The sequence below is a fragment of the Paraburkholderia steynii genome, assembly GCF_900100565.1.
Lineage (GTDB): Bacteria > Pseudomonadota > Gammaproteobacteria > Burkholderiales > Burkholderiaceae > Paraburkholderia > Paraburkholderia terrae.
The window spans coordinates 25,720-49,902 of sequence record NZ_FNDI01000036.1; the positions used below are offsets into that span (position 1 = coordinate 25,720).

23 protein-coding genes and 1 pseudogene are annotated in these 24,183 nt (G+C 64.3%); 11 read left to right on the forward strand and 13 right to left on the reverse strand.

The window, feature by feature from the left end:
• Nucleotides 1-226 precede the first annotated feature (226 nt).
• Complete coding sequence (locus BLT65_RS39670; RefSeq protein WP_091788945.1) at nt 227-1,486, reverse strand: cyanate transporter; 1,260 nt, start codon at nt 1,484-1,486, stop codon at nt 227-229.
• 177 nt (nt 1,487-1,663) lie between these two features.
• On the opposite strand from BLT65_RS39670, the gene BLT65_RS39675 reads away from it, so the two are divergent.
• Complete coding sequence (locus BLT65_RS39675) at nt 1,664-2,371, forward strand: GntR family transcriptional regulator (protein ID WP_042316589.1); 708 nt, start codon at nt 1,664-1,666, stop codon at nt 2,369-2,371.
• Between the two features lie 123 nt (nt 2,372-2,494).
• On the opposite strand, the gene infA is transcribed toward BLT65_RS39675, so the two are convergent.
• From infA to BLT65_RS39690, 3 genes are all read right to left on the reverse strand, one after another.
• Complete coding sequence (gene infA, locus BLT65_RS39680) at nt 2,495-2,758, reverse strand: translation initiation factor IF-1 (RefSeq protein WP_007743365.1); 264 nt, start codon at nt 2,756-2,758, stop codon at nt 2,495-2,497.
• Nucleotides 2,759-2,887: 129 nt separating this feature from the next.
• On the reverse strand, nt 2,888-3,175 hold the full coding sequence (locus BLT65_RS39685) for a hypothetical protein (protein ID WP_042316585.1): 288 nt from the start codon (nt 3,173-3,175) through the stop codon (nt 2,888-2,890).
• A 497-nt stretch (nt 3,176-3,672) separates the two neighbouring features.
• Complete coding sequence (locus BLT65_RS39690) at nt 3,673-3,891, reverse strand: hypothetical protein (RefSeq protein WP_007743363.1); 219 nt, start codon at nt 3,889-3,891, stop codon at nt 3,673-3,675.
• Nucleotides 3,892-4,071: 180 nt separating this feature from the next.
• On the opposite strand from BLT65_RS39690, the gene BLT65_RS39695 reads away from it, so the two are divergent.
• The gene (locus BLT65_RS39695; RefSeq protein WP_091788948.1) at nt 4,072-4,491 is read left to right on the forward strand and encodes a hypothetical protein; all 420 of its coding nucleotides are present in this window, start codon (nt 4,072-4,074) and stop codon (nt 4,489-4,491) included.
• Nucleotides 4,492-4,519: 28 nt separating this feature from the next.
• Here the strand turns inward: BLT65_RS39695 and BLT65_RS39700 are convergent, their stop codons facing one another.
• On the reverse strand, nt 4,520-5,083 hold the full coding sequence (locus tag BLT65_RS39700; RefSeq protein WP_143036647.1) for a histidine phosphatase family protein: 564 nt from the start codon (nt 5,081-5,083) through the stop codon (nt 4,520-4,522).
• 234 nt (nt 5,084-5,317) lie between these two features.
• On the opposite strand from BLT65_RS39700, the gene BLT65_RS39705 reads away from it, so the two are divergent.
• A complete protein-coding gene (locus tag BLT65_RS39705; RefSeq protein WP_042316598.1) occupies nt 5,318-5,542 on the forward strand; it encodes a CbtB domain-containing protein in 225 nt (74 codons plus the stop codon).
• 21 nt (nt 5,543-5,563) lie between these two features.
• Nucleotides 5,564-6,334 carry a CbtA family protein gene (locus tag BLT65_RS39710; RefSeq protein ID WP_091788951.1) on the forward strand — a complete coding sequence of 257 codons (771 nt, stop codon included), beginning with the start codon at nt 5,564-5,566 and terminating at the stop codon, nt 6,332-6,334.
• Here BLT65_RS39710 and BLT65_RS39715 read toward each other — a convergent pair.
• Nucleotides 6,325-7,271: pseudogene (locus BLT65_RS39715) on the reverse strand (LysR family transcriptional regulator). The gene BLT65_RS39710 and the pseudogene BLT65_RS39715 sit on opposite strands and share 10 nt — an antisense overlap.
• A 107-nt stretch (nt 7,272-7,378) precedes the next feature.
• Between BLT65_RS39715 and BLT65_RS39720 the strand changes: the two are divergent.
• Complete coding sequence (locus BLT65_RS39720) at nt 7,379-8,329, forward strand: AEC family transporter (protein WP_091788954.1); 951 nt, start codon at nt 7,379-7,381, stop codon at nt 8,327-8,329.
• 179 nt (nt 8,330-8,508) lie between these two features.
• A complete protein-coding gene (locus BLT65_RS39725) occupies nt 8,509-10,056 on the forward strand; it encodes a methyl-accepting chemotaxis protein (RefSeq protein WP_091788957.1) in 1,548 nt (515 codons plus the stop codon).
• An 800-nt stretch (nt 10,057-10,856) separates the two neighbouring features.
• On the opposite strand, the gene BLT65_RS39730 is transcribed toward BLT65_RS39725, so the two are convergent.
• Nucleotides 10,857-12,101, reverse strand: a complete 1,245-nt coding sequence (locus BLT65_RS39730; RefSeq protein WP_091788960.1) for an NAD(P)/FAD-dependent oxidoreductase — start codon at nt 12,099-12,101, stop codon at nt 10,857-10,859.
• Nucleotides 12,102-12,218: 117 nt separating this feature from the next.
• Complete coding sequence (locus BLT65_RS39735; RefSeq protein ID WP_091788962.1) at nt 12,219-12,998, reverse strand: ABC transporter substrate-binding protein; 780 nt, start codon at nt 12,996-12,998, stop codon at nt 12,219-12,221.
• 335 nt (nt 12,999-13,333) lie between these two features.
• On the opposite strand from BLT65_RS39735, the gene BLT65_RS39740 reads away from it, so the two are divergent.
• The 3 genes from BLT65_RS39740 (at nt 13,334) to BLT65_RS39750 (ending at nt 15,293) form a co-directional block, all read left to right on the forward strand.
• A complete protein-coding gene (locus BLT65_RS39740; RefSeq protein WP_091789059.1) occupies nt 13,334-14,299 on the forward strand; it encodes an ornithine cyclodeaminase family protein in 966 nt (321 codons plus the stop codon).
• 89 nt (nt 14,300-14,388) lie between these two features.
• Complete coding sequence (locus tag BLT65_RS39745; RefSeq protein ID WP_042317040.1) at nt 14,389-15,033, forward strand: helix-turn-helix transcriptional regulator; 645 nt, start codon at nt 14,389-14,391, stop codon at nt 15,031-15,033.
• 62 nt (nt 15,034-15,095) lie between these two features.
• Nucleotides 15,096-15,293, forward strand: coding sequence for a DUF1653 domain-containing protein (locus BLT65_RS39750; RefSeq protein WP_007745778.1), 198 nt, complete (start codon nt 15,096-15,098; stop codon nt 15,291-15,293).
• A gap of 10 nt (nt 15,294-15,303) precedes the next feature.
• On the opposite strand, the gene BLT65_RS39755 is transcribed toward BLT65_RS39750, so the two are convergent.
• The 3 genes from BLT65_RS39755 to BLT65_RS39765 all read right to left on the reverse strand — a co-directional run bounded on the left by BLT65_RS39755 (nt 15,304) and on the right by BLT65_RS39765 (nt 18,879).
• On the reverse strand, nt 15,304-15,678 hold the full coding sequence (locus BLT65_RS39755; RefSeq protein WP_091788965.1) for a 2Fe-2S iron-sulfur cluster-binding protein: 375 nt from the start codon (nt 15,676-15,678) through the stop codon (nt 15,304-15,306).
• Nucleotides 15,679-15,683: 5 nt separating this feature from the next.
• Nucleotides 15,684-16,820: a VIT1/CCC1 transporter family protein gene (locus tag BLT65_RS39760; protein WP_091788969.1), complete on the reverse strand. Its 1,137-nt coding sequence runs from the start codon at nt 16,818-16,820 to the stop codon at nt 15,684-15,686.
• Nucleotides 16,821-16,920: 100 nt separating this feature from the next.
• Entirely contained in the window at nt 16,921-18,879 is a 1,959-nt protein-coding gene (locus BLT65_RS39765) for a sigma-54-dependent Fis family transcriptional regulator (RefSeq protein ID WP_091788972.1), read from the reverse strand.
• Nucleotides 18,880-19,094: 215 nt separating this feature from the next.
• Here BLT65_RS39765 and BLT65_RS39770 point away from each other — a divergent pair, with 215 nt between their 5' ends.
• Together BLT65_RS39770 and BLT65_RS39775 are read left to right on the forward strand one after the other, a co-directional pair.
• Nucleotides 19,095-19,451, forward strand: coding sequence for a DUF2964 domain-containing protein (locus BLT65_RS39770; RefSeq protein ID WP_244186969.1), 357 nt, complete (start codon nt 19,095-19,097; stop codon nt 19,449-19,451).
• A 310-nt stretch (nt 19,452-19,761) separates the two neighbouring features.
• Complete coding sequence (locus BLT65_RS39775; RefSeq protein ID WP_007745759.1) at nt 19,762-20,052, forward strand: DUF1488 family protein; 291 nt, start codon at nt 19,762-19,764, stop codon at nt 20,050-20,052.
• A 912-nt stretch (nt 20,053-20,964) separates the two neighbouring features.
• Here BLT65_RS39775 and BLT65_RS39780 read toward each other — a convergent pair.
• Entirely contained in the window at nt 20,965-23,181 is a 2,217-nt protein-coding gene (locus BLT65_RS39780; protein WP_091788978.1) for a xanthine dehydrogenase family protein molybdopterin-binding subunit, read from the reverse strand.
• Nucleotides 23,178-24,170: an FAD binding domain-containing protein gene (locus BLT65_RS39785; protein WP_091788981.1), complete on the reverse strand. Its 993-nt coding sequence runs from the start codon at nt 24,168-24,170 to the stop codon at nt 23,178-23,180. Before BLT65_RS39785 ends, BLT65_RS39780 begins: the two co-directional genes overlap by 4 nt.
• Between the last annotated feature and the right edge of the window lie 13 nt (nt 24,171-24,183).

The window sequence follows — 24,183 nt, forward strand, 5'->3', positions numbered from 1 at the left end:
TGCGCTTCGCGGCGGACTGTTGACCTGTCGGAAAGCATGCAGTAACACTGCAACTTGTATGCCATCAATCGACAATCGCTGTCACGTTTGCTGCGCACAGCTTCGAGCCGTCAGGGCAGCATGCCGCCGTTGCACCGTGGCAGTGCGTGCTCCGGTGTGCTGCACCTGTTTGGCGCGAAGAAGTGAATGCGGAGCCAGTCGTGAATGACCGGCTCGCGTAGAGCGCTTACCGCGCGCCGAGCCAGCGCGCGTAACTGTGCGGCGAGAAAGCGAAGGTCAAGGCGATCATCGCGGCGATGCAAGCCGCGAGCATGATCCACGCGGCCGTGAAGCTGCCCGTCAGGTCGCGCAAGCGTCCGGCGATGATCGGCGAGATCGCCGCCACGATGAAACCGACGCCCTGCACGAACGCAACGAGCCTTCCGGCGAGTCGATGATCGTCGGCATGATCGAGTGCCGTCACGAGCGTCAGCGAGAACGTGCCGCCGAGTCCCGCGCCTGCAATCGCGACCCACGCGAGCGGCAACGCATCCGGATACGCAAGCAGCCCGACTATGCCGATGAGTTGCGCGGACAGGCCGGCGACGAGCCACGGCCGGCGGTCGCGGAACGACGCTGCCGCGAGCGGCAGCAGCAGCGCCGACGCGGCCTGGAAGACGGTCATCGCGGCGAGCAGCGAGCCGCTGTGTGCAACGCTCGCGCCGCGCTGCTGGTAGTAAGCGGGCAGCCACGCAACCAGCGTGGTGTAGCCGCCATTGACGAGGCCGAAGTGCAGGCCCAAGGCCCATGCGCGGCGCTTCTTCCAGATCGGCACAGGCGGGTGCGTCGGGATCGCCGCAAGGTGTGCGGAGGCTCGTCCATCGAACGCCGATGCACGCCGTTGCAACGCGAGCCAGCACGCGCAGGCGAGCGCGGCAGGCACGGCCCACATCGCGAGGCCCGCGTGCCACGAACCGGATGCTTTCGCGACATAGGGGCTCAGACTCGCGCCCAGCCCGCCGCCACCCATGATCGACGCGGAGAACAGGCCCATCGCAAGCGGCACGCGTGCATGAAAGCGCTGCTTCATCACGCCCGGCAGCAGCGCCTGAATGACGGCGACGCCCATGCCCGCCACGAGCGCCGTCATCAGCAACGCCGTGCCGCTCGACGCCGCCAGCCGCGCGCTGCACGCGACGGCAATCGCCAGCAGCCCCAGCGCGACGCCGCGCGCTTCGCCGGCCACGCGCGTCAGCAGGCCGGCGCCGAACGCGCCGAATCCCATCGCGACGACGGGCAGGCTCGTCAGCAGCGAGGCGCCCGAGAAACTGAGGCCCGTGGCCGCGCGGATCGTCCCCATCAACGGGCTCACGGACGTCAGCAGCGGCCGCAAATTGACGCCGATCGCGACGATGACCGCGAGCCAGAGCCCGTCCTGCCACGATAAAGCCGAGGATGTCGTGCGACGCGCAATGCGCGGGGAATCGATGCCGGGAGTCTGGTTCACGGGGTGTCCTGCGGATGGATCGAAAGCTTTTGGTTAACCATAATAACGTAAAATGGTTAACCATTCGATGGGAATCCGCTATCGCCGGTATTTGGAGGATGCTGTCGACGCTTCATGCGTACAAGGCCGCGCGCCGCTAAAATACGGCCGCCGCCGCAACCTTCTCAATCGCAAAACATGGCCACACGCCCGAACACACCGCCGCCCGCTTCGGAAGAAGACAACGTCGAGGACCGCATCTACGCGTCGATTACCACGGCGCTGCTCGAAGGCCGCCTGCGCCCGGGCGCGCAGCTCGTCGAGCGCGATCTCGCGGCCGCGTTCAACTGCACGCGCGGCGCGCTGCGCAAGGTGTTGGCGCGGCTCGGGTTCGAAGGCAAGCTGGTGCTGGAAGCGAATCGCGGCGCGTTCGTGCCGGCGCCATCGGAAGAGGATGTGCGGCAGGTTTATCGCGCGCGGCAAATCGTCGAGGCGGGCATCGTGACCGCGCTATGCGGCGCGCTGACGTCGCAGGACAGGCGTGTGCTGAAGGCGCATATCGCCAGCGAGAAAAAGGCGCTGAAGGATGGGCGCGTCGATGAGCAGGTGCGGCTCGCGGGGCACTTTCATGTGCTGCTGACGCAGATTGCGGGGAGCGCGGAGTTGCAGGGCTTCGTCGCGCAACTGGTCGCGAAGACGGAGCTGTACAAGGCGCTTTACGACCCTTCGAAAGGCACGACATGCTCCGCCGACGAACACGCGCAGCTCATCGAGGCTCTGGATGATGGTGACTTGAGCGCGGCGCTCGAAGCGATGCGCGCGCATCTCGCGGAACTGGAAGAGCGCGTCGTGACGCGCATGCAGACCAGTGCGAGCGACGATCCGCGTGCGGTGTTTCGCGGATGAATCGATCGGCATGCGTTGCACATGCCGCATCTTTTGCTGTGATCGACGACTGCCCTGTACGTCGATTCACGATTGCGTCGCGCCGGTTTCAGGCGCGGGACGCTTCAGTGGATTGCCGCTACATTAGCGGCGGCGCATTGGTGCGCTACGCGGGCCGCTGCTACGTTCGTCCTTGTGACGGAAATTGATGCGCCCTTTGGTCAGGTCATAGACCGACAGTTCGAGCGTGACGCGGTCGCCCGCGAGGATACGGATGTGATTCTTGCGCATGCGTCCCGACGCGTACGCGCCCACGACCACGCCGTTATCCAGCGTGACGCGATAGCGGCTATCGGGTAGTACTTCGTCGACGATGCCGTCCAGTTCAAGCAGTTCTTCTTTCGCCATGCATTACTCCTGGTCGATGAGGGAAGGGTGCCGCGCGTGCCGCGCAGCGTAACTTTTGCGCGGCAGCGCGAAGGCTGCCGCGGCGATGCGGTGAGACAGTAATACGCGCCTTTTGCGGCGCGCGTGTGATCAGAGATCGGAGACGGTCTGTCCGTCAATCCGGCCGTCGATCACTTGTGCTGCATGCTCCATGCAGGCCATGCGTGCCTTGCCCGCGCCTTCGAACGGACGGAAATACGACAGGCGGAACACGCGGCCATCGGCGGCGGCGTTCGCGCCGACGCGGCAGATGCGTACCGACGCGTCGTAGCCGCTGTCGATCGAATTGCGGTGCGCCACGCCGTTCGCCGTGCGGCGCGGATAGATCAGCGGATGAATTTCGTAGCCCTTGTAGGTCTTGGTGCCTTGAGTCGTCATATACAAAGTCCTGTGATGCGGCTGCCGGCGCGCGTCACTGCAACGGGCAGGCGCGGCGAATAGGCAGCGGGCGGCGCAGCGCCATCGGGCGCGCCGCAATGGAAAAAGTCTCGCGCGAGCCGTATGCGCTGGCTCGAACGCAACCGCGATCAACGCGGAACGGATGGAGAAAAATACGCTGATGCCGCGCGGGCAACGAACGTAGCGAATGTCACCCCGTCGGGTTCAGGCGTGCAGCGCGTGGCCGGAGTGACGAAGACCGCCGGGTTGCCGCTGCATGATGTTGCGCGATAACGGGACGGCTGGGATGCAATGCAACGCGGCGAAGACGTTGACGCGTTACGGTGAAGAAGTTGACGGGTGGTGCGGGCAGAGCGCTGCGTTAAATATATTATGCCCTAAAAACAGGGCTTTGGGTAGCAGAAACTTTCCCTCCACCGCTTTCGTGGAGCATGCTCGTCTGGCGCGCGGCGCCCGTGCATGGCCGCTGCTCGAGCTCAGTCCGTCGTCTGCGTCAGGCGTTTTTGCAGCTCCCGGCTGGCGGCGAGCGGTATGCGCGCGTCGTCCCACTTCGCGAGCCATTCGACTTCCTTCGACGTGAAAACCTGGCCATGGTTGCGCAGCGCGTACTGCAGCGAATCGATGATGTGATTGCGGATGATCTCGGGCGTGCGTGCATCGTCGAGCACGGTACGAAACGCTTCGAGCGTAGCCATCGGTTGCCTCTTTTCAGTGAAAGCTGGTGAAAGACCTGACTCTTATCGCACATCAAAAAACCCGGTGCCACGCGGTCAAAATTCACGTCGCTTCACCTCAGCGGGCCGTGCTGGGTATGCGCTTTGCAACGCGCATAAGGCTCCATGAGGCCCGCCATTCCAGACGACACGAGGTTCACCATGACACTCAGAACAATCGCGCCGCTCGCGCTATGGACCGTCGCGCAACTGGCGATCGCGGCAACGGGCGATGCGTCCTGCGGCGTGCTGGCGGCCGCGGGTGGCGGGGCTGGCGTGTCGGGAGCGTCGGGGGCATCGAGCGTGTCGGCCGCGAGCGGCTTCGCGTTGCGCGACGGCGAGCCCGTCGATTTCATCGCGGGCGGCAAAACGGTTCCCGGCACGCTGCATGTGTTGAAGGACGACGGCATCTATCGCGCGTATTGGCAGCCGCAAGGCCGCCCCGAGCGCTACGTACTCGCGAACGCGGGAACGGATGCCGTGCGCCTGATCGCGACGCCGGCGCAGGGCACGCCCGCCACCGATGGCATGCCGGGCACGACGCTCAATCCGCAGCAGGTGTTGTCGTGTCCGACGCTGTGAGCGCGCGTGGGCGTCTCAGGTTTGACGGTCAGGCGGCGGGCCACCACGCCCAGCCGCGCTCGCTACGTTGCAGCTCGACGACGGAAAGGGGCGGAACCTCGATGCGCGCGAATGTCGCGGACGGCGCTTGCAGCACATGCATGAGCGCCGCGCGGATCACGCTCGCATGGGTGACGGCGATGACCGTGCCGCGATGCTCGAACGCATCGAGCCAGCCGCCGACGCGCAAGGTCAGCGCATCGAACGATTCGCCGCCATGCGGCGCGGATGACGGATCGCGCGTCCACGTGTCGAGCGCGTCCGTTTCTTCGTTTGCCACGTCGAGCAAACGGCGGCCACGCCAGCGGCCGAAATCGGCATCGGCGAGATCCGGCACGGTCGTCGCCACGAGTCCAAGTGCCTGCGCCGTTTCCAGCGCGCACGCAGCGGGGCTGCTGAGCGCGGCATCGGCGTTCAGCAGGGCGGCATGCGATGCGCGGAACGCGGTCACTTCTTCGGCCGCGCGCGCATCGAGGGGATCGTCGGCGGGGAACGTGCCCTTACGCTGCGCGGCCGTCGCCGGGTGGCTGATCAACAACAGGCGTGTGCGCATCGAAGGCCTTGGGTCCGGGAAATGGGAAGAAAGAAGAGAGCGTTCCGCAGTTTAGCCGTAGAATAGTCGCCACTCGAAGCGCGGAAGCCGGTGCAAGCCCGGCGCGGTCGCGCCACTGTAATCGGCAGCAAATGCGTACACAACAGGCTGTACACAAGCCGGAAGCCAGACCCAAGCTTCGACCTCTCTTATCATTCGACTATCGGGGCGCGTAACCCCCAGGAGATGTCCGTCATGAACGACGCTGTTCTCGACCAGGCCGGTCAGACCGATCAACCCGCTATCACCCCAATCCCGCTGCGCGAGCTGATGCCGTGGATCGTCTTCGGCGGTCTGCTGATGCTGCTTGCGCTCTATTTCGTCGGTGCCGAAGAAGGCGCGACGTCGCTGATTCCCGGCATGTACGTGCATGAATTCGTGCATGACGGCCGTCATCTGCTCGGCTTTCCTTGCCACTGATCGCGTAAGGGAGTCATCACCATGGTTGGTAAGTTATTGATGCGAGGGATGCTCGCAGGCATTGTCGCGGGTCTGCTCACGTTCGCGTTCGCGCGGGTCGCAGGCGAGCCGCTCGTCGATACGGCAATCTCGTTCGAAGAAAAGATGCAGGCCGCGCACGATCACGGCGACGCGAGCGGCGGTCACGATCACGAAGAGGAACTCGTCAGCCGCGGCACCCAGGCGGGCCTCGGTCTGCTGACGGGCGTCGTCGCGTATGGCATGGCGTTCGGCGGGCTGTTCGCGCTGACGTTCGCGTATCTGCACGGACGCGTCGGCCGGCTCGGCGCGCGTGCGTTGTCGGCGTGGCTCGCGGTGGGCGCCTATGTCGCCGTCGTGCTGGTGCCGACCATCAAGTACCCTGCGAATCCGCCTTCTGTCGGCGATCCGGATACGATCGGCATGCGCACCGGGCTGTTCTTCCTGATGATCGTCACGTCGCTCGTCGTGGCGGTGTTCTCGATGAAAGTCCGCAAGCACCTGATACCGCGGCTCGGGCTGTGGAACGCGTCGATCGTGGGTGGCATCGTGTTCTTCGCGATCATCAGCGCGATCCAGATCGCGCTGCCGACGGTCAACGAAGTGCCCGAAGCGTTCCCGGCCGTCGTGCTGTGGAAGTTCCGCTTCACGGCGCTCGGCATGCAGGCAATCATGTGGGCCACGATCGGCCTGCTGTTCGGCGCGCTGGTCGAGCGCAGCGAACGCATCGCGCGCGCGTCGGCTGCAGCGGCGCGCAACTCGGCTTATCTGTAACGCTGCTTTCCCGCGCCTGCGCTCGAATGCGCAGGCGCGCGGTTCTCTTCTTCATTTCGTTCAGTTCGCCGCTTCCCGGCAATTTCCAGAAACCGCGCCAGACATGGGTTGCGGTTCAATGGCGACCAGACGAGCATCTGCGAAATCGTCGGCGCGTCGGCGAGTGGTCTGAACACGACGCCCGCCAGTTGCGCCTTGCGCATCGACTCCGGCACCAGCGCGATCCCGACGCCTTCGTCGACGAGACTCAACACCGTCTGCTGCAACTGCACCTCGAAGCGCACGTCGGGCGCGAAACCGCCCTGCGCGCAATGATCGACGATGGTCGCGCGCAGACTCGGCGACACGGCTTGCGACGCCATCACAAACGGCTCGTGCGCGAGCTGCCCGATTTTCAATTGACGCGCGCGAGCGGATGCTCGCGCGACAGCGCGACGCACAGCGGCTCGGTGAAGATCGCGCGGGTATCGAGATCTTTGCTTTGAGCGCCCGGAAACATGATCGCGGCGTCGATCTGACCACTCAGAACCTGCGACGCCAGATCGTTCGATACGACTTCGCGCAGGTTCAGCGTTACGTCGGGCCAGGCATCGCCGTACGCGCGGGCATAGCTGGGCAGCACGCTGTACGCGGCGCACATCGTGAAGCCGATGGTCAACTGGCCGCTGTCGCCGATGGCCGCCGCGCGAGCATTTTTCTCCGCCTGCTCGATCGACGCGAGAATCGCCTTCGCGTCCTGATAAAAGCGCTCGCCCGCTGCCGTGAGCACGACGCTGCGCGGATTGCGCTCGATCAGCGTGACGCCGAGCGACGCTTCGAGCGCGGCCAGTTGCCGGCTCAGTGGTGGTTGCGACAGATTCAGCCGCGCGGCCGCGCGCCCGAAATGGCGCGTTTCGGCGAGCGTGACGAAGTAGCGAAGCGGCTTGACGTCGAGCATGATGCAAAAAAAGTATCGTCGCAGGTTTGATTCGGCATTGGATTGTATAGGTGTAAACGCTTACCCTTGCGCGTTTCTGTCGTCTTTACCTTCGGTGCCGCAACTTCATGCTGTCTACGCTCGAAATCCTGCTGCCTGTCTTCGCGCTGATCTTCGCGGGCTTTTTCTGCCGCCGCCGCAATCTGCTCGGCCCCACGGCCGCTTCCGAACTGAACCGCTTCGTCGTGTGGCTCGCGCTGCCCGCGCTGCTGTTCGACACGATGGCCCATTCGACCTGGCATCAGCTCGATCAGCCGGCCTTCATCGCGACGTTCTCGATTGCCTGCGCAGGCGTGTTCGTGGTCGTGCTGCTGGCGCGGCTCGCGAGCGGAAGGCATCTTGCCGATGCGAGCGTCGACGCGATTGCCGCGTCGTATCCGAACACGGGCTACATCGGCTTTCCGCTCGGGCTGCTCGCGTTCGGCAACGCGAGCCTCACGCCGACCACCATCGCGACGATCATCGTCGCCTGTGTGCTGTTCGCGCTCGCGATCGTGCTGATCGAGATCGGCTTGCAGACCGAGCGCACGCCGCACAAGCTCGGCGCGAAAGTGGTGTGGCGGCTGTTGAGGAATCCGCTGATCGCGTCGCCGATCCTCGGTGTGCTGGCGGCGAGCGCGGATGTGACGCTGCCGCATAGCGTCGAGACATTCCTGAAACTGCTGAGCGGCGCGGCAAGCCCGTGCGCGCTGGTGAGCCTCGGACTGTTCCTCGCGGAAAAGCGCACGCCGGCGGAGGAAGCGGCCGAGCCGGTCACGTCGTTCGTGCTGACGGCCATCAAACTGATCGCGCAGCCTGCGCTCGCATGGTGGATCGCCGCGCGCGTGTTCGCGCTGCCCGGGCCGATGGTCGACATGGCCGTGCTGCTCGCCGCGCTGCCGACGGGCACAGGCCCTTACATGCTTGCCGAGTTCTATGAGCGCGAGGCGCACATCACGTCGCAGACCATTTTGCTGTCGACGCTCGGCTCGCTCGTTTCGCTGTCGCTGCTGCTGTTCTATATGCACGCGCCGGGGTAATGACGGCCAGTTGATCCGTTGTCGCGGGCTCGCAACGCGCGCTGAATGAGCAGTGGTCTGCTCATTTTTTTCGCCTTACACTCGCTTGAAGTTCCATATAAGGATATGTGTTTTATATATGGAACAAAAGCGACCGAAATATCGGCGAAAAACAGGCAGACAGCTAGAGACCAGACAACATGAAAAGCTTGACCATCAACGCCCGGATCGCGACGACGATCGCGTTCCTCGGCGTGCTGCTGATCGCGACGGGCGCGCTCGGCATCTTCGGCATGGCGAAAAGCAACCAGGCGCAGCGCGACGGGTATGAGGTGAATTTCGCGTCGGTGGTTGCGCTGGGACGCTCGGGGACGGCGATGTCGCGGGCGCGCTTCGGCCTCGACTGGGCGATGAGCAATCCGCACTCGCCGCAGCTCGGCGAGCAGTTGAACCGCGCGAAGCGTCTGCTCGGCGACTCCGACAAGGCATGGGCCGAATTCCGCGCGTTGCCGAAGACGCCCGAATTGCAAAGCCTCACCGACGATCTCGACGCCAAACGCACGGCTGTCTTGCGCGACGGCATCGACCAGTTGATCCAGGCGATCGGCAGCGGCGACACGAGCTGGATGGATGAGAGCCGCGTGAATCATCTGATCGGCCTGTATTCGGCGATGAACGCGAGCCAGGGCGCGCTAGAAAAGTATCTCGACGATGCCGCGCAGGCCGACGCCGACCATTCTTCCGCGACGTTCCGGACGCTGCTGACGGCGTGCATCGCGAGCATTGGCGTCGGGCTGGGTGTCGCGTTCCTCAGTTGGCGAGCGTTGCGTCGCGCAATCATGTCGCCGATGCGCGACGCGCTCGGCCAGTTCGACGCGATCGCATCGGGCGAATTGCGCACGCGCGTCGATATCCGTTCCGAGGACGAAATGGGGACGCTGCTGCACGGCCTCGCGACGATGCAGGACAAACTCGGCGCGACGATCACGACGGTGCGCAAGGGTTCCGATTCGATCGCGGCCGCGACGCAGCAGATCGCGGCGGGCAATCTCGATCTGTCGCAGCGCACGGAGGAGCAGGCCGCGTCGCTCGAACAGACGGCTGCGGCGATGGACGAACTGACGTCGACCGTGCAACTGAACGCCGAGAACGCGCAGCACGCGAGCAAGCTGGCTGAGGACGCATCGTCGATGACGGCGCATGGGCGGGAAGCCGTCGGCAGCCTCGTCGAGACGATGCATCTGATCGACGCCGGTTCGTCGAAGATGACGGGCATCATCACGGCGATCGAAGGGATCGCGTTTCAGACCAATATTCTGGCGTTGAACGCGGCCGTCGAGGCGGCGCGCGCGGGCGAGGAAGGGCGCGGTTTTGCCGTCGTCGCGGGCGAGGTGCGCAGTCTCGCGCAACGGTCCGCTGCTGCGGCGAAAGAGATCGGCTTGCTGATCGCGGATTCGACGGCGCGTGTCGCGCATGGGGCGCAGATTGCGACGGGGGCGGGCGATACCATTCGCGGTATCGAGACCGCGATTTCTCGGGTGGCGAAGATTGTTGGCGAGATTGCGACGGCGTCGCAGCAGCAAAGTGATGGCATCAAGGAGGTGAGCCTCGCCGTTACGCAGATGGATGAAGTGACGCAGCAGAACGCGGCGCTGGTCGAGGAGAACGCGGCGACGGCGGCCGCGCTGGCGGATGAGGCGAAACGGTTGAGTGAGTTGACGGCGGCGTTTAGGGTAGAGGTGGGGTGAAGGCTAATATGTGGTGTGCTCGTGGTTTCGTTGGCATCCGCGATTTGTTAGCGTGCTTCAAGCGTCGCCCCTGTGCGGGGCGGCACCTACTTTTCTTTGCCGCCGCAAAGAAAAGTAGGCAAAAGAAAGCGGCTAACACCGCCAATCCTTGTGTTTGCCTGAGGGCCCCTACAGGGTCTTACGCTTCACACGGCAGCCTTTCTGTTTGCGTGCGTTGCCAACGCTTCGAATGAATGCCTCACCCGCTTCACACACCCACAAGAGCTAGCGGCAGCGAATGGTATGTGCCGCCCAGGTGGCAAACTGTGTGTAGGTCATCGCGGCGTATAGCCTGGCGCTCTTACAGGGTGGAACGCGCGCGCTATCGGTCCGAAGTGAGGCGTATGTCGGTCTACGGCCGACACACAGTTTGCCACCTGGGCGGCCGTGGACTACCTGGCACGGCATGATGCAACGCGGGTGCGTGAAGCGGGTGAGGCGCAGCGCAAGAGCGCTGGCAACGAACGTGGGTCACGTGGTTGCCGTGCGAAGCGTAAGAACCTGTGGGGGCCCTCAGGCAAAAACAAGAGTTGGCGGTGTTAGCCGCTTTCTTTTGCCTACTTTTCTTTGCGGCGGCAAAGAAAAGTAGGTGCCGCCCCGCACAGGGGCGACGCGTGAAGCACGCTAACAAATCGCGGATGCCAGCGAAAACCCATAAAAACCAAACCGCCCGCGCCACGAAGGCAAATCGCGGATGCCAGCAAAAAACCACAACGCGGATACCGACGCAAAGGCCGAAGCACCAAAACCGAACCGCCCCCTCACCCAAACCGTTCCACCCGAAACGGCCTCGGATCGGCAAACGGCGTCTCCCCAGTCATCATCTCAGCGAGCAGCCGCCCGGTAACAGGCCCAAGCGTCAGCCCATGATGGTTATGCCCAAACGCGAACCACAACCCACGATGACGCGGCGCCGGCCCGATCACAGGCCGCATATCCGGCGTACAAGGCCGCATCCCCAGCCACGGCTTGTCATCAACGCGCTCACCCAGCCCAAACGTCACACGCGCTAGCGGCTCGACGCGTTCAAGCTGAATGCCCGTCGGCGGCGCACCGCGCTCCGCAATCTCGACGCCCGTCGTCAGCCGCAGGCGATTGCCTTCCATCGGCGCGATCACATACCCGCGCTCCGTATCGACGATAGGCACGGACAGCATCTGCCGCGCCGGCCGATAGTGCATGTGATAGCCACGCTTAGCGCGCAGCGGAATGCGATAACCGAGCGGCTCGAACACGGTATCGGACCACGGCCCAAGCGCGAGCACGACTTCTTTCGCGCTGAGCGTGCCGTGTTGCGTCTCGACAGTCCACGCATCGCCCGATGAACGCAAGCTCGCCGCATCGCCAGTGACGAAGGTCCCGCCGTTCGCTTCAAAAAGCCGCGCATAGCCTTTCACCAGCGCGCCCGGATTCAGCACGCTCTTCGGGTCCTTCCAGTGAATCGCGCCGCAGATGCCTTCGCCCACCGACGGTTCTTGCACATGCAGCGCAGCCGCATCGAGTACGCTCACGTGCAGTCCATGTTCGCGGATCGCGTCTTCCGATGCTCTCGCTTCGCTGTCGAACGCGGCGCGCGTGCGGAACGCCTCGATCCAGCCGCCGTCATGCACGAGCTCGCCGACACCCGCGCGCGCGATCAGCTTGTCATGTTCATCGACACATGCGGCGATCAACGGCATCAGATCGCGCGCGGCAGTGGCGAGCCGCTGCGGCGACGATTCCCACCAGAAACGCGCGAGCCACGCCGCGTAAGCGGGCAGCGCCTTGTAGTCCCAGTAGAGATCGGTCGACTGGTTGCGCGCGTAGCGCAGCAGCGTGCCAAGCTTGCGCGGAAAGCCGTACGGCACGAGCGACGAGCGCTCGATCAGCCCGGCGTTGCCGAAGCTCGTCTCCTCGCCGGGTGCGCGCCGGTCGACCAGCGCGACGCGCCGCCCGCGATCCTGCAGATGCAATGCCGACGACACGCCGACGATGCCCGCGCCCAGCACGATGACGTCGAAATCCATAACGTTTGAAATGATGTTGAGTAATGCGTCAGAAGCGCAACGAGCGCGTGTCGCCACGCGCTCGCGCATAGAGTCGACGGGGCCGCCTTATGCGGCCAGCTTCGGCTCAGCAGCGTATCACTTCGCGATGATGTCGCGCTTGAAGTACTTCTGCGACAGCGCCGTCAGCGTGCCGTCCTTCTTCAGTTCGGCGAGCGCGGCATCGACTTTCGCCTGCAGTGCCTTGTCGCCCTTGCGCAGACCGAAGCCCGTGCCTTCGCCGAGCGTCGACGAATCTTTCAGCGGCTCTCCGACCATGTCGAAGCCCGCGCCCGCCGGCTTGCTCAGGAAACCATCTTGTGCCGTCTGCGCTTCCTGCACGGCGGCGTCCAGACGTCCCGCAGCGAGGTCCGCGTACACCTGATCCTGGTCCTGATACGACACGATCTGCACGCCCGCATTCGCCCAGTGCTTCTTCAGGAAGTCTTCCTGCGACGAGCCTTGCAGCACGCCGACGTGCTTGCCTTGCAGGCTCTTCACATCCGGCAGCAGATTGGAGCCGCGCTTCGCGATCATCACGATGGGCACGACGTAAATGGGCGGCGTAAACGCGATGCTTTCCTTGCGTTTGGACGTGATGTTCATCGCCGAGTTGATCACGTCGAACTTGCGCGCCTGCAACGCCGGAATCAGCCCGTCGAATGCGTTCTCGACCCACACGCATTTCACCTTCATCTTCGCGCAGACCGCGTTGCCGACGTCCACGTCGAAGCCTTCGAGCTGGCCCGACGCGGTCTTGCTTTCGAACGGAGGGTAGGCGGCTTCGATGCCGAAGCGCAACGTGTCGGACGATTGCGCACAGGCGGCGCCCGCCGTCACGGCAAGGACGGCGGCGGCGAAGGAGAGCTTCAGGTTCATGACGGTTCCTGTCGTTGATGATCGGACCACACGCGACTAGCGGCGGCGCAGTTGAAATATAGACTGAAAGTCCAGTATGGACTATAGGGAATACGATAGTCCAGTGATCAAAAATACCGTTCTGTTTGTTCCGGAGCCTTGCACAGAAAGGGTGAGAGCCGCGAAAAGTCTATCTATACGGGTCACCTTGCGCACGTTGCACACGTCCAAAACGAGACTTTTCTGTCCAAATTGGCAAAGTCTCAAGTAGACTATAAGTCTACGTTTCGGTCGGATCGTCGATCGGAAAGGAATTGCAATTGACGCATCACGCGTCGCCTGAGGAGATGATTTCGATGATGACCGCCTTGCCACTCGCCGTTGACGAACAGGCCGTCCGTGCCGCGCTGCCCGCGCTCGACGTGCGCCGCGCGCTGACCGCGATGTTTCGCGCGCTCGCTTCCGCCGAGGCGGTACAACCGCCGCAAACGCTGACGCTGTTCCCGAACGGCGCCGGCGACTTCATTACCTATCTTGGCGTACTCGCCGACGCGAAGGTGTTCGGCGCGAAGCTGTCGCCGTATATCGTGACGGGTGGCAAGCCGGTGATCACGGCCTGGACCGCGCTGATGTCGATGGAAACGGGTCAGCCGCTGATGTGGTGCGACGCGGGTCTGCTTACCACCGAGCGCACGGCGGGCACCACGGCGCTCGCCGTCGACCAGCTTGCGCGCACCGATGCGAAGCGGCTTGCGATCATCGGCGCAGGCGCGGTCGGCCTCGCGCATCTGCGGCATGTCGCGCCGCTGCGCGCGTGGGAATCGATTCGCGTGTATTCGCCCGATCTCGCCGCCAGCGACGCGAAGCGCGCCGCCGTCCAGGCCGTCGATGCGCGCGCCGAAGCCAGCGCGAGTATCGAAGCGTGCGTGAAGGAGGCGGACGTGGTGATGCTGTGTACATCGTCGGGCACGCCCGTGCTGCCGCGCCACGCGCTGACGAAGCCCGCGCTCATCACGTCGATCAGCACGAATGCCGTGAACGCGCACGAAATCGATCCGGCCTGGCTGCCGGAGATGGACGTCTACTGCGACTATCGCGCGACGACGCCCGCGAGCGCCGGTGAGATGAAGCTCGCCGCGCAGCACGGCTGGTCGCCGCAGAAAGTGAAGGGCGATCTGCCGTCGCTGCTGGCGGGCACGTGCGAGAAGCCCGCGTACGCGCGGCACGCGTTCTTCCGCTCGATCGGCCTCGGCCTCGAAGACGTCGCGATCGCCAGCGAGCTTTACCGCCATCTGACGGATCGTGGAGACCAGGCACAATAGCTACAATGGCGATCAGCCGCCGCTGCGGGTCGAGCGTAACAACCGCAGCGGCATCATGAATACCCCGCGAAGACTGCCCCTGCCCGCCGATGCGCAAGAAGAATACGTCCCCCGTCAAGGATCTGCTGCTGACCCGCTATGCGCCCATCGCGGACGGCATCGCCGCACTGTTCTTCCCGTACGCGGAAGTCGTGATCCACGATCTGCATGATCAGACCGTGCTGTATCTCGCGAACAATCTGTCGAAGCGGGAAATCGGCGACGATTCCGCACTCGAGGAAACCGAGCATTCGGCGCGCGAGCGCGTGATCGGCCCGTACGAGAAGCTCAACTGGGACGGCCGCCGGATGCGCTGCGTCAGCAACGTGCTGTTCGACGACAACGGCCAGCCAGCGGGCATGCTGTGCATCAATTTCAACATCGCCGTGTTCGACGACGTGCGCTCGACGCTCGATCTGTTCATCAAGGGCGCGGGCGTCGTTGCGCAGCCGGAAGAGCTGTTCCGCGACGACTGGCAGGAGCGTATCAACACGTTCCTGCATGGGTGGCTGCGCGAGCGGCAGATCGGTCTCAACGGACTCACGCGCGAGCACCGGCGCGAACTGGTCGAAGCGCTCTATGCGGAAGGCGCGTTTCGCGGCAAAAGCTCGGCGAACTATGTCGCGAACGTGCTTGGCATGGGGCGTGCAACAGTCTATAAGCACCTGAAGCAGATGAAAGAGGGCGCGAGCTGACGCATGCGGCTGCGTGCCGCTCGCGCTGCTTTGTCCAATCATGCATCAGGGAGGAAGCGACTGTGACCGTACGTTATCGACACTACAAGGGCGGCATTTACGAGTTCATCTGCGAGGCGACGCTCGAATCGGACCCGAGCGTCACGATGATCGTCTATCGCGCCGACAACGGCACCATCTGGACGCGGCCGGCGTCGGTATTCTTCGAGATGATCGAGCACGAAGGGCAGACCGTGCCGCGTTTTGCACCCATCAACTAGCGCCGATCGACTAGAAGCGCCTGATGGGCGGCGTAGTCGGCGCGGATGGAATGTCGGTGGCGTCGGGCGCGTCGAGCACGAGATCGCTCTGCGCGACGGCCACGCACGGCAGGATATAGCCCTGTGCCTTTTCTTCGGCGCTGACGCCGGGCCATTCGACCGTGTAGCGCACGCTGCCTGATTCCAGCTTGCACAGGCATGTCCTGCAGGTGCCGTTGCGGCACATGCGCGGCAGATGCAGATTCGCGAAACCCGCGGCTTCGAGAACGGTGAGCGATTCGGGTGCATCGAACGTGCGGCCGAGCGGCTCGACACGCACCGTGAAGGTCCGCTCTTCATTCGATTCATGCAGCGGCTCGCTGCGGGATGGTTCTTCGCTGGACATCGCACTCACGAAATGGATACGCCGAGAAGCCGCCCGACGCCGAACGTAAAGGCGGCCGCGATCAACCCGATCACGATCTGACGGAAGGCCGAGAACGCGGCGCCGCGTCCGTTGAAGAGCGACGTGAAGACGCCGACCGCGGCGAGGCCGAATGCGCTCAACGCGACGCACTGCGCGATGGCCGCTGTGCCGTGCGTCCAAAGAAAGGGCATCGCCGGAAAAATCGCGCCCAGCGAGAACAGACAGAACGACACGCCCGCTGCCGTCCACGGATTGCCGCCCAGTTCCGCCGGATCGAGGCCGAGTTCTTCGCGCGTCAGCGTGTCGAGCGCTTTTTGCTTGTCGCGCATGATCTGCGCGGCGACGCGCTTCGCTTCGTCGGCATCGATTCCCTTCGACTGGTAGATCAGCGCCAGTTCGTGCTGCTCGGCTTCGGGCGTGTGCTCGATTTCGTCGGCCTCTTTCGCGATCTGCGTGCGCGCGAGTTCGCGCGCATTCGTCACCGACAGCCACTCGCCGAGCGCCATCGAGCACGCGCCCGCGATCAGCCCGGCCAGCCCCGTCAGCAGGATTGCCTTGTTGCCCGTGCCCGCGCCCGCGACGCCCATGATCAGACAGAAGTTCGACACCAGACCGTCGTTCGCGCCGAGCACGGCGGCGCGCAGGTCGTTGCCCGACGTCACGTTCCTGTGCCACGACTCGGCGGCCGCGATCTGCGCGCCTTTCGACGGCGGTGCTTTCTGAGCTTTAACGTCGGCGACCATCTGTTGCATCACGGCGGCGTGATGCTGCTCGTCCTTCGATAGCTGCGCGGCGTCGGGCTGGTTCGCGTACTTGTCGCGGTCCGCATACTCGGCGGCGGCGAGCGACGGCAGCACGAATTTCGGCCCGAACGTATGAATCAGGCCGCGCATCAGATGCGTCTTGACGCTGTGGCGGTGCGGCGGCACGCGCGCGCCGTTAGCGTGCAGCTTGTCCGCCCAGAGGTTCGCATGCACGCGCTCCGCGCTCGCGAGTTGCGTGAACAGCGTGCGGCGCTGCGGATCTTTTTCGACGCGCGACAGCGTTTCGTACAGCGCGGCGCTGTCGAGTTCGTCGGCGAGATTCGTGCGATAGCGTTTGAGTTCGTGCCGGGTGGCCATCCGTCGATGCGCGACCGGAGTCGGTCGGTATTGGTGGGGTCAGGACGAAGCTTAACGCAGCGCGGGTCGGCGCGCTGCGGCAGGGGGGCGGAAGGGGCGTTCAGTGGGTCGTGCGGATGCGCATGTAGCGGTACACCGTGTTGCGCGCGAGACCAAGCTCACGCGCGGCCGCCGAAATGTTGCCGTTGTTGCGCGCGAGCGTCTGCTCGATCAGCGTCGCCTGCAACTCTTCCATGCGCGCGGGCGGCGACGGTGCGGACGGCGCGGACGACTCGACGGCAGGCGGCGCACGCAACGGCTCGTCGCTTGCTGGCTCGCAGTCGTGCAGGAAATCGTCGGGCAGATGCTCGACGTCGATTTCGGCGGCGCCTTCGGCCATGATGCCCGCCGTGCGCAGCACGTTTGCCAGTTGGCGCAGATTGCCCGGCCAGCGGCATCGCGCGAAGTATTCGAGCACGTCCTGCGACACGCGCGTGGGCATCCGTTCGCTGTCGGGCTCGTCGCTGCGCAGCCGCGTCAGAATTCGCTCGACCAGCACGGGTAGATCTGTCCGCTCGGCGAGCGCGGGCAGCGTGACGACGAGGCCGTTGATACGGTAATAGAGGTCTTCGCGGAACGTGCCTTCTTCGATCATCGCGCGCAGGTTGCGGTGCGTCGCGCAGACGATGCGCACATCGACGGGCACCGCGCGCGTGCCGCCGAGCGGCACGACGCAGCGTTCCTGCAGCACGCGCATCAGACGCACCTGCTGCGCGAGCGGCATGTCGCCGATTTCGTCGAGAAAGAGCGTGCCGCCGTCGGCCTGCACGATCTTGCCGACGTTGCCGCGCTTTCGCGCGCCCGTGAAGGCGCCGTCCTCATAGCCGAACAGTTCCGCTTCGATCAGCGTATCGGGCAGCGATGCGCAATTGACGGCGACGAACGGCGCGTCGCGGCGCGGCGATTCTTCGTGCATGGCGCGCGCGAGCCATTCCTTGCCGGTGCCCGTTTTGCCGAGCACGAGCAGCGCAATGTCGCGGCCACGCACTTTCTCGACGCGATCGAGGACGGCGGCCATGCGCGCGTCGCCCGTGTCGAGCGTGGCGAAGGTGATGGCGGCAGCGCGCGGCTTGCCCGACGTCGGCGCAACGGACGACGACGGCGTGACCGTGCGTGGGCCGCCTGAATCTGCGGAAAACGCGGGGCGCGCCGCGTATTCGGCGCGCGCGAGCACGCGAACCCCGCTCGGCAGCATCAGCGTCAGGCATTCACCGGGCGCGCGCAGCGCTTTCTGGAGCGCGGCTGGAAATGCCGTGCCGAACAACATCTCGAAGGGCTGGCCGAGCAGCGTGTCGAGCGGGCGGCCGAACTGGAACAGCGCGCTGCGGTTCGCGGCGAGCAGCGCGCCGTCGGCGCCGAACGCGGCGAGCCCTTCGAACAGCGTGCCGATGAACTCGCTGCGCGCATGGAAGCGCACGCGCACGGCATCGCCGAACTGGTTCGCGAACAGCTGGTTTTCGATGATCTGCGCCGACATGCGCACGAGCGCCAGTGTGTGCTTGTGAAAGCCGCGCGGGTCGCCGCTCACGTCGAGTGCGCCGATGGTGCGGCCGTACGGATCGGCGATCGGCGCGCACGAGCAGGTCAGGATGCGATTGGCCTGCAGAAAATGCTCGCCGCCATGCACGGCGGTTGGCTGGCCTTCGGCGAGCGCGGTGCCGACGGCATTCGTGCCGCGATGCGCCTCGGACCACGACACGCCCGGACACAGCGCGACGCGCTCCGCTTTCTCGACGAAATCGCTGTCGCCGAGACTGTGCAGGATCACGCCGTTGCTGTCGGTGAGCAGCACCATGCTGTCGGTATCGACGATTTGCGCATGCAGCGTTTCCATCACGGGCAAGGCGTGCGCATACAGCGAGCGGTTGCAGTCGACGAGATCGCGCAAGGCGAGTGGACGCAGCGGATGAAAGTCGGGCGCCTCGGACGCGCGCAGGCCGAAATCTCGCGAGCGCGCATGCGCCTGCGCGAGCACATCGGCGCGGCCCGTGACGGACGGCGTGACGGAACGTTGGGTCACTGCATGTCTCCGATGTTGTGCATTCTGCGTGCTGCTTCGTGCAGACGAATCGAGCGAGTGGTCGCTTTTGCACTGCAGCACCGCATGCCTGATGAAAGCTGCGCAGTCAGGCTGCGCCAGCCGGGGAGGCCGTCGGTCTGTGCCGACTCATGCCGGTCCATCTTACAGGAGGACGCGCGGCGCGTGTTCCGCTTGCCTTCTGGTACAGAAGTGCAATGATCGTAGACAGGCATGCGTTCGCGCCGCGTGCCGACACTGGGACCACGTTTGTTGGTCCCGGACAGCGCCATTTCGAGGAGAACGTCATGGTGCGCATGGAGTTGAGAGTCGTCCTCGCCACGCTTGCGATCTTCATCGCACTGGGCGGCATTGGACTGTCGATCCACGGTTCGCTGTACTACCTGAATGACGAGATCTGGACGGGCGTGATCGCGATTGTGATCGGCATCGTGGGATGCGTGACGATGCTTACGCTGTGGCCCCGGGATCTTCCCGGCAAGACGCCGCCCGAGCATCCCGCCGACGATGTCGGACCGCACGAACATCATCCGCATCTGCCGACTCAGTTTTAGGTTTTGGACGCGGTGTTACGCTGCGCTGCCGCATTTTTGAGCGTTGTCGCGCGGGCGATAGTTCGGGGTTGGTGACGCCTTTTTGTTTGGGTTTGGTGCCGTTTGGCAGTGCATGGCGGCACCATGCTGGCGTGTGGCGAAACAAAACTTGCGGCGCGCCGGAAGTCGTCTACAGTGTTGAGATCAACTGCCGGCGCGCGCGGTAAAGGCGTGTGTTCGCGGTTGACAGCCCGCGCTGCGATCCATAACGGAGGCTTGAACAGGGGCATGCGCGGTCCTCGGCGGTGTGTCGTTCGACCAAGGTGTTCCCATGCAGATCATTTTCCCGAAAGAAGTCCCTGAGTACTCGGGGCGCGAGCTGACTCTGGCGTTTCCGGCTATGGTCGATGGGCAAAGGGTGGAATGCACGATCACCGCCGAGGCTCTCGAAGATCACTTTGGGGCCGCGTCGCCGCGGCTCGAAGATATGATGGGTGCGTTTTCGACGCATCGCGAGAGGATTGAGGCCGCTACGCGGCGGTTGTTGTCCGAGACGCGGGCTCAATGTGTTGTGCTGCGCAGTGGGTATGTCAGGTTTTATGAGGCTAATTGGCGGAATTAGGGCGCCTTTGCGGCGCTAGTGTTTGCCGCTGAGTGCTTGCCGTTTCGCTGGCATCCGCGTTGCGCCTTCGCGGCGCGCGCGGTTTGTTTTTTTGCCTTTGCGCTGGCATCCGAGTTTTACCTTCGTGGCGTGGGCGGTTTGGTTTTTATGGGTTTTCGCTGGCATCCGCGATTTGTTATCTAGCTTCACGCGTCGCCCCTGTGCGGGGCGGCACCTACTTTTCTTTGCCGCCGCAAAGAAAAGTAGGCAAAAGAAAGCGGCTCACACCGCCAGTTCTAGTGTTTGCCTGAGGGCCCCCAACCGGTCCCTCGCTTCACACGGCAATCACGTGACCCATGTTCGTTGCCAGCGCTCTTGCGCTGCGCCTCACCCGCTTCACGCTCCCGCGTTTCAGCATGCCTTGCCAGATAGTCCACGGCCGCCCAGGTGGCAAACTGTGTGTAGGCCGTAGCACTACACATGCCTCACTCCGGACCGATAACGCATGCGTTCCACCCTGTAAGAACGCCAGGCTGTACGCCGCGACAACCTACACACAGTTTGCCACCTGGGCGGCACATACCGTTCGCCGCCGCCAGCTCAAGTTCGGGTGTTTGAAGTGGGTGAGGCGTTCATTCGAAGCGTTGGCAACGCACGCAAACAGAAAGGCTGCCGTGTGAAGTGTAAGACCCTGTGGGGGCCCTCAGGCAAACACAAGAGTTGGCGGTGTTAGCCGCTTTCTTTTGCCTACTTTTCTTTGCGGCGGCAAAGAAAAGTAGGTGCCGCCCCGCACAGGGGCGACGCTTGAAGCAGGCTAACAAATCGCGGATGCCAGCAAAAACACGAGCAAACCAAACCAAACCAAACCGCGCGCCACGAAGGCAAAACACAGATGCCAGCGCAGACCCCAACGCCCCGCGCAGCGGCAAAAACTCAAACCATCACAACCTTATCCAAAGTAACAGGCAAATCCCTAACCCTCACGCCGGTGGCGTGATAAACAGCATTCCCAATAGCCGCCACCACGCCAGTGATACCAATTTCCCCAATCCCCCGAGACCCAAGCGAATTAATAAAAGGATCAGGCTCATCGAGCACCACAACATCGAGCGCCCCAACATCCGCATTCACAGGCACGTGATACTCAGCGAGATTGGCGTTAATAAACCGCCCATACTGCTTATCGAGCGTCGTCGCCTCTTCGAGCGCAGCACCGATCCCCCAAACAAGCCCCCCCATCAATTGACTGCGCGCAGTCTTCACATTGAGCATCCGCCCAACGTTATAAACGCCGGTGAGCCTGGCCACACGAATCGACCCAAGATCGGCATCGACATGCACTTCGGCGAACACAGCGCCCCAGGAATGAAACGAGTAACGCTGCTTCTCGTCGCCGGGTTTCGTGCTGGTCGTCGCTTCAATCGGCTGCCCGCCGGCACGCGCAAGCACCGCCGCGATCGGATCGCGCCTTGAAGGATCGGCACGGCTCGTGACCCAACCGTTCTGCACGACAACATCATCGGGCGACACACCGAACACGGGCGAACCACGATCGGCCAGCGCCATCGCCACCAGCTTGCCACGCGCCTGATCGCACGCGTCGCGCACAACCGGCGACACGCTCGCGACCGACTGCGAACCGCCCGACACAGGCGCCTTCGGCAGTGACGAATCACCGAGCCCAAAGCGGATATTCTCCGGCGCAATGCCGAGCGCATCCGACGCGACTTGTGTCATCACTGTGTACGTGCCCGTGCCGAGATCCTGCGTGCCGGAAACTACCATCGCCGTGCCGTCCGGCAGAATGCGCGCAAGCGCCGCCGCTTCGCTGCGATTGGCGGGATAGGTCGCCGTTCCCATCCCAAGTCCGATCAGCGTATTGCCGTCGCGCATCGAACGCGGCTGGGGCTTGCGGCGCGACCACCCAAAGCGTTCCGCGCCGACGCTATAGCATTGGCGCAAGGCCTTGCTCGACCACGGCTTGTTTTCCTGCGGGTCGCTCTCCGCGTAGTTCTTCAGGCGCAGCGCAATGGGGTCCATCTTCAGCTGATACGACAGTTCGTCCATCGCTGTTTCGAGCGCCCAAGAACCCGTCGTTTCGCCCGGCGCGCGCATGAAGGTCGGCGTGCCGACGTTCAACTGAACGAGACGATGCGTCGTCACTTGGTTCGGCACCGCGTACATCATCCGCGAGACCATGCAGCAGGTCTCCGTCCAGTCCTCGATCATCGATGTGTTCGAGAAGCTGTCATGCCGCATCGCGGTCAAGGTGCCGTCGCGCTTCGCGGCGATCACCATGCGCTGCTCGGTGAAGGGCCGCCCGCCGACAGAGCCGAACATCTGCGGACGCTCCAGCGCGAGACGCACGGGCCGCCCCGTCTGTTTCGCGGCCATCGCGCACAGCACCACGTGCGACCACGCCGAGCCCTTGCAGCCAAAGCCGCCGCCGACGAAAGGCGAGATCACGCGCACGTCGTCGGGCGACATGCCAAGCGTCTTCGCGACGGAGGTGCGCGTGCCCGTCACGCCTTGCGTCGAATCGTAGAGCGTCAGGTGCGGGCCGTCCCATACGGCCATCGTCGCGTGTGGCTCCATCGGGTTGTGATGCTCCATCGGCGTCGTGTAGACGGCGTCGACGCGCACCACGCCCGCTGCCAGCCCCGCGTCGTAATCGCCGCGCGAGGTGTCGGTCTGCCGGCCTTGCGGCTTGTCGGGCGCATGCGCGCTGGACTTGGCCTGCGTGAAATCGAGCGCCGCCGGTTGCGCTGCATAGGTAACGCGCAACTGGCGCGCGGCATCGGTTGCATGTTCGAGCGTATCCGCGACCACCACTGCGATCGGCTCGTTGCTGTAATGGATCTGGTTGTCCTGCAACAGCGACAGATGCCGGCCCGCTGGCGGCGCGAGCGCGGGCCGGCCGCCGTTGGGCAGGCGCGGCGCGTTCTGGTACGTCATCACGAGCAGCACGCCGGGCAACGCCGACGAGCGGCTCGAGTCGATCGACGCGATCGCGCCTTTTGCAATCGTGCTCGTCACGAGCACGCCATGCGCCAGACGCGCTTCGGGAAACTCGGCCGCGTAGCGCGCTTCGCCCGTCACCTTCAGCAAGCCATCCGTGCGATCGAGCGGATGTCCGATCATCGTATTCATGCGACACCTCCCGCTGCCTGGTTCACCGCGCGCACGATCGCGTTCTGCGCGAGCCGCACCTTGAACGCGTTGTCGTGCAGCGGCTTCGCGTCGTTCAGTGCCGCGGCGGCGGCGTTTTTCAATGTGGCGTTATCGAGCGGCTTGCCCGCGATCATCTGCTCGGCCGCCGTCGCGCGCCACGGCTTGTGCGCGACGCCGCCCAACGCGATACGCGCGCTGCGCACCATGTTGCCGTCCATCTGCAGCGCGGCCGCGACGGACACCAGCGCGAACGCATAGCTCGCGCGGTCGCGCACCTTCAGGTAATACGCGTGCTCGCTAAAGATGGGCGGCGGCAGATCGACGGACGTGATGAGTTCTCCTGGACGCAGCGTGGTGTCGAGATCGGCGCGTTCGCCCGGCAGACGATGAAACTCGCCGAACGCAATCACGCGCTCGCCTTGCGGGCCGCTCACGCGCACGTTCGCATCGAGTGCGGCGAGCGCGACGCTCATATCGGAAGGATTCACGGCGATGCATTGCGCGCTCGCGCCGAGAATCGCATGCGTGCGGTTGTGGCCGTTGATCGCGGCGCAGCCGCTGCCGGGCTCGCGCTTGTTGCAGGCGGTGAACGCGGTGTCGTAGAAGTACGGGCAACGCGTGCGCTGCATCAGGTTGCCGCCGACAGTCGCCATGTTGCGCAATTGCGCCGATGCGCCCGCGAGCAGCGCCTGCGACAGCAGCGGATAGCGCTCGCGCACCAGCGCATGATTCGCGGCGTCGCTATTGCGTACGAGCGCGCCGATGCGCAGGCCGCCATCGGGCAGCGTCGATACGCTATCGAGCCCTTGTATGCGCGTGATGTCGACGAGTCTGACGGGTCGTGTCACGCCGCCTTTCATCAGGTCGAGCAGATTGGTGCCGCCGCCGATGAACATCGTGCCCGGCTGCTGCGCGGCGCGCACGGCACTGGTGATATCGGCGGCGCGTTCGTAGGAGATGGCATCCATGATGGTCTCCTCG

Excerpts from the sequence above, each read along its gene's own strand:
- BLT65_RS39675 (WP_042316589.1), top strand. The coding sequence starts at position 1,664 with ATGGCCACACGCCCGAACACACCGCCGCCCGCTTCGGAAGAAGACAAC.
- infA (WP_007743365.1), bottom strand. The coding sequence starts at position 2,758 with ATGGCGAAAGAAGAACTGCTTGAACTGGACGGCATCGTCGACGAAGTA.
- BLT65_RS39685 (WP_042316585.1), bottom strand. The coding sequence starts at position 3,175 with ATGACGACTCAAGGCACCAAGACCTACAAGGGCTACGAAATTCATCCG.
- BLT65_RS39690 (WP_007743363.1), bottom strand. The coding sequence starts at position 3,891 with ATGGCTACGCTCGAAGCGTTTCGTACCGTGCTCGACGATGCACGCACG.
- BLT65_RS39695 (WP_091788948.1), top strand. The coding sequence starts at position 4,072 with ATGACACTCAGAACAATCGCGCCGCTCGCGCTATGGACCGTCGCGCAA.
- BLT65_RS39700 (WP_143036647.1), bottom strand. The coding sequence starts at position 5,083 with ATGCGCACACGCCTGTTGTTGATCAGCCACCCGGCGACGGCCGCGCAG.
- BLT65_RS39705 (WP_042316598.1), top strand. The coding sequence starts at position 5,318 with ATGAACGACGCTGTTCTCGACCAGGCCGGTCAGACCGATCAACCCGCT.
- BLT65_RS39710 (WP_091788951.1), top strand. The coding sequence starts at position 5,564 with ATGGTTGGTAAGTTATTGATGCGAGGGATGCTCGCAGGCATTGTCGCG.
- BLT65_RS39720 (WP_091788954.1), top strand. The coding sequence starts at position 7,379 with ATGCTGTCTACGCTCGAAATCCTGCTGCCTGTCTTCGCGCTGATCTTC.
- BLT65_RS39725 (WP_091788957.1), top strand. The coding sequence starts at position 8,509 with ATGAAAAGCTTGACCATCAACGCCCGGATCGCGACGACGATCGCGTTC.
- BLT65_RS39730 (WP_091788960.1), bottom strand. The coding sequence starts at position 12,101 with ATGGATTTCGACGTCATCGTGCTGGGCGCGGGCATCGTCGGCGTGTCG.
- BLT65_RS39735 (WP_091788962.1), bottom strand. The coding sequence starts at position 12,998 with ATGAACCTGAAGCTCTCCTTCGCCGCCGCCGTCCTTGCCGTGACGGCG.
- BLT65_RS39740 (WP_091789059.1), top strand. The coding sequence starts at position 13,334 with ATGATGACCGCCTTGCCACTCGCCGTTGACGAACAGGCCGTCCGTGCC.
- BLT65_RS39745 (WP_042317040.1), top strand. The coding sequence starts at position 14,389 with ATGCGCAAGAAGAATACGTCCCCCGTCAAGGATCTGCTGCTGACCCGC.
- BLT65_RS39755 (WP_091788965.1), bottom strand. The coding sequence starts at position 15,678 with ATGTCCAGCGAAGAACCATCCCGCAGCGAGCCGCTGCATGAATCGAAT.
- BLT65_RS39760 (WP_091788969.1), bottom strand. The coding sequence starts at position 16,820 with ATGGCCACCCGGCACGAACTCAAACGCTATCGCACGAATCTCGCCGAC.
- BLT65_RS39770 (WP_244186969.1), top strand. The coding sequence starts at position 19,095 with ATGATCGTAGACAGGCATGCGTTCGCGCCGCGTGCCGACACTGGGACC.
- BLT65_RS39775 (WP_007745759.1), top strand. The coding sequence starts at position 19,762 with ATGCAGATCATTTTCCCGAAAGAAGTCCCTGAGTACTCGGGGCGCGAG.
- BLT65_RS39780 (WP_091788978.1), bottom strand. The coding sequence starts at position 23,181 with ATGAATACGATGATCGGACATCCGCTCGATCGCACGGATGGCTTGCTG.
- BLT65_RS39785 (WP_091788981.1), bottom strand. The coding sequence starts at position 24,170 with ATGGATGCCATCTCCTACGAACGCGCCGCCGATATCACCAGTGCCGTG.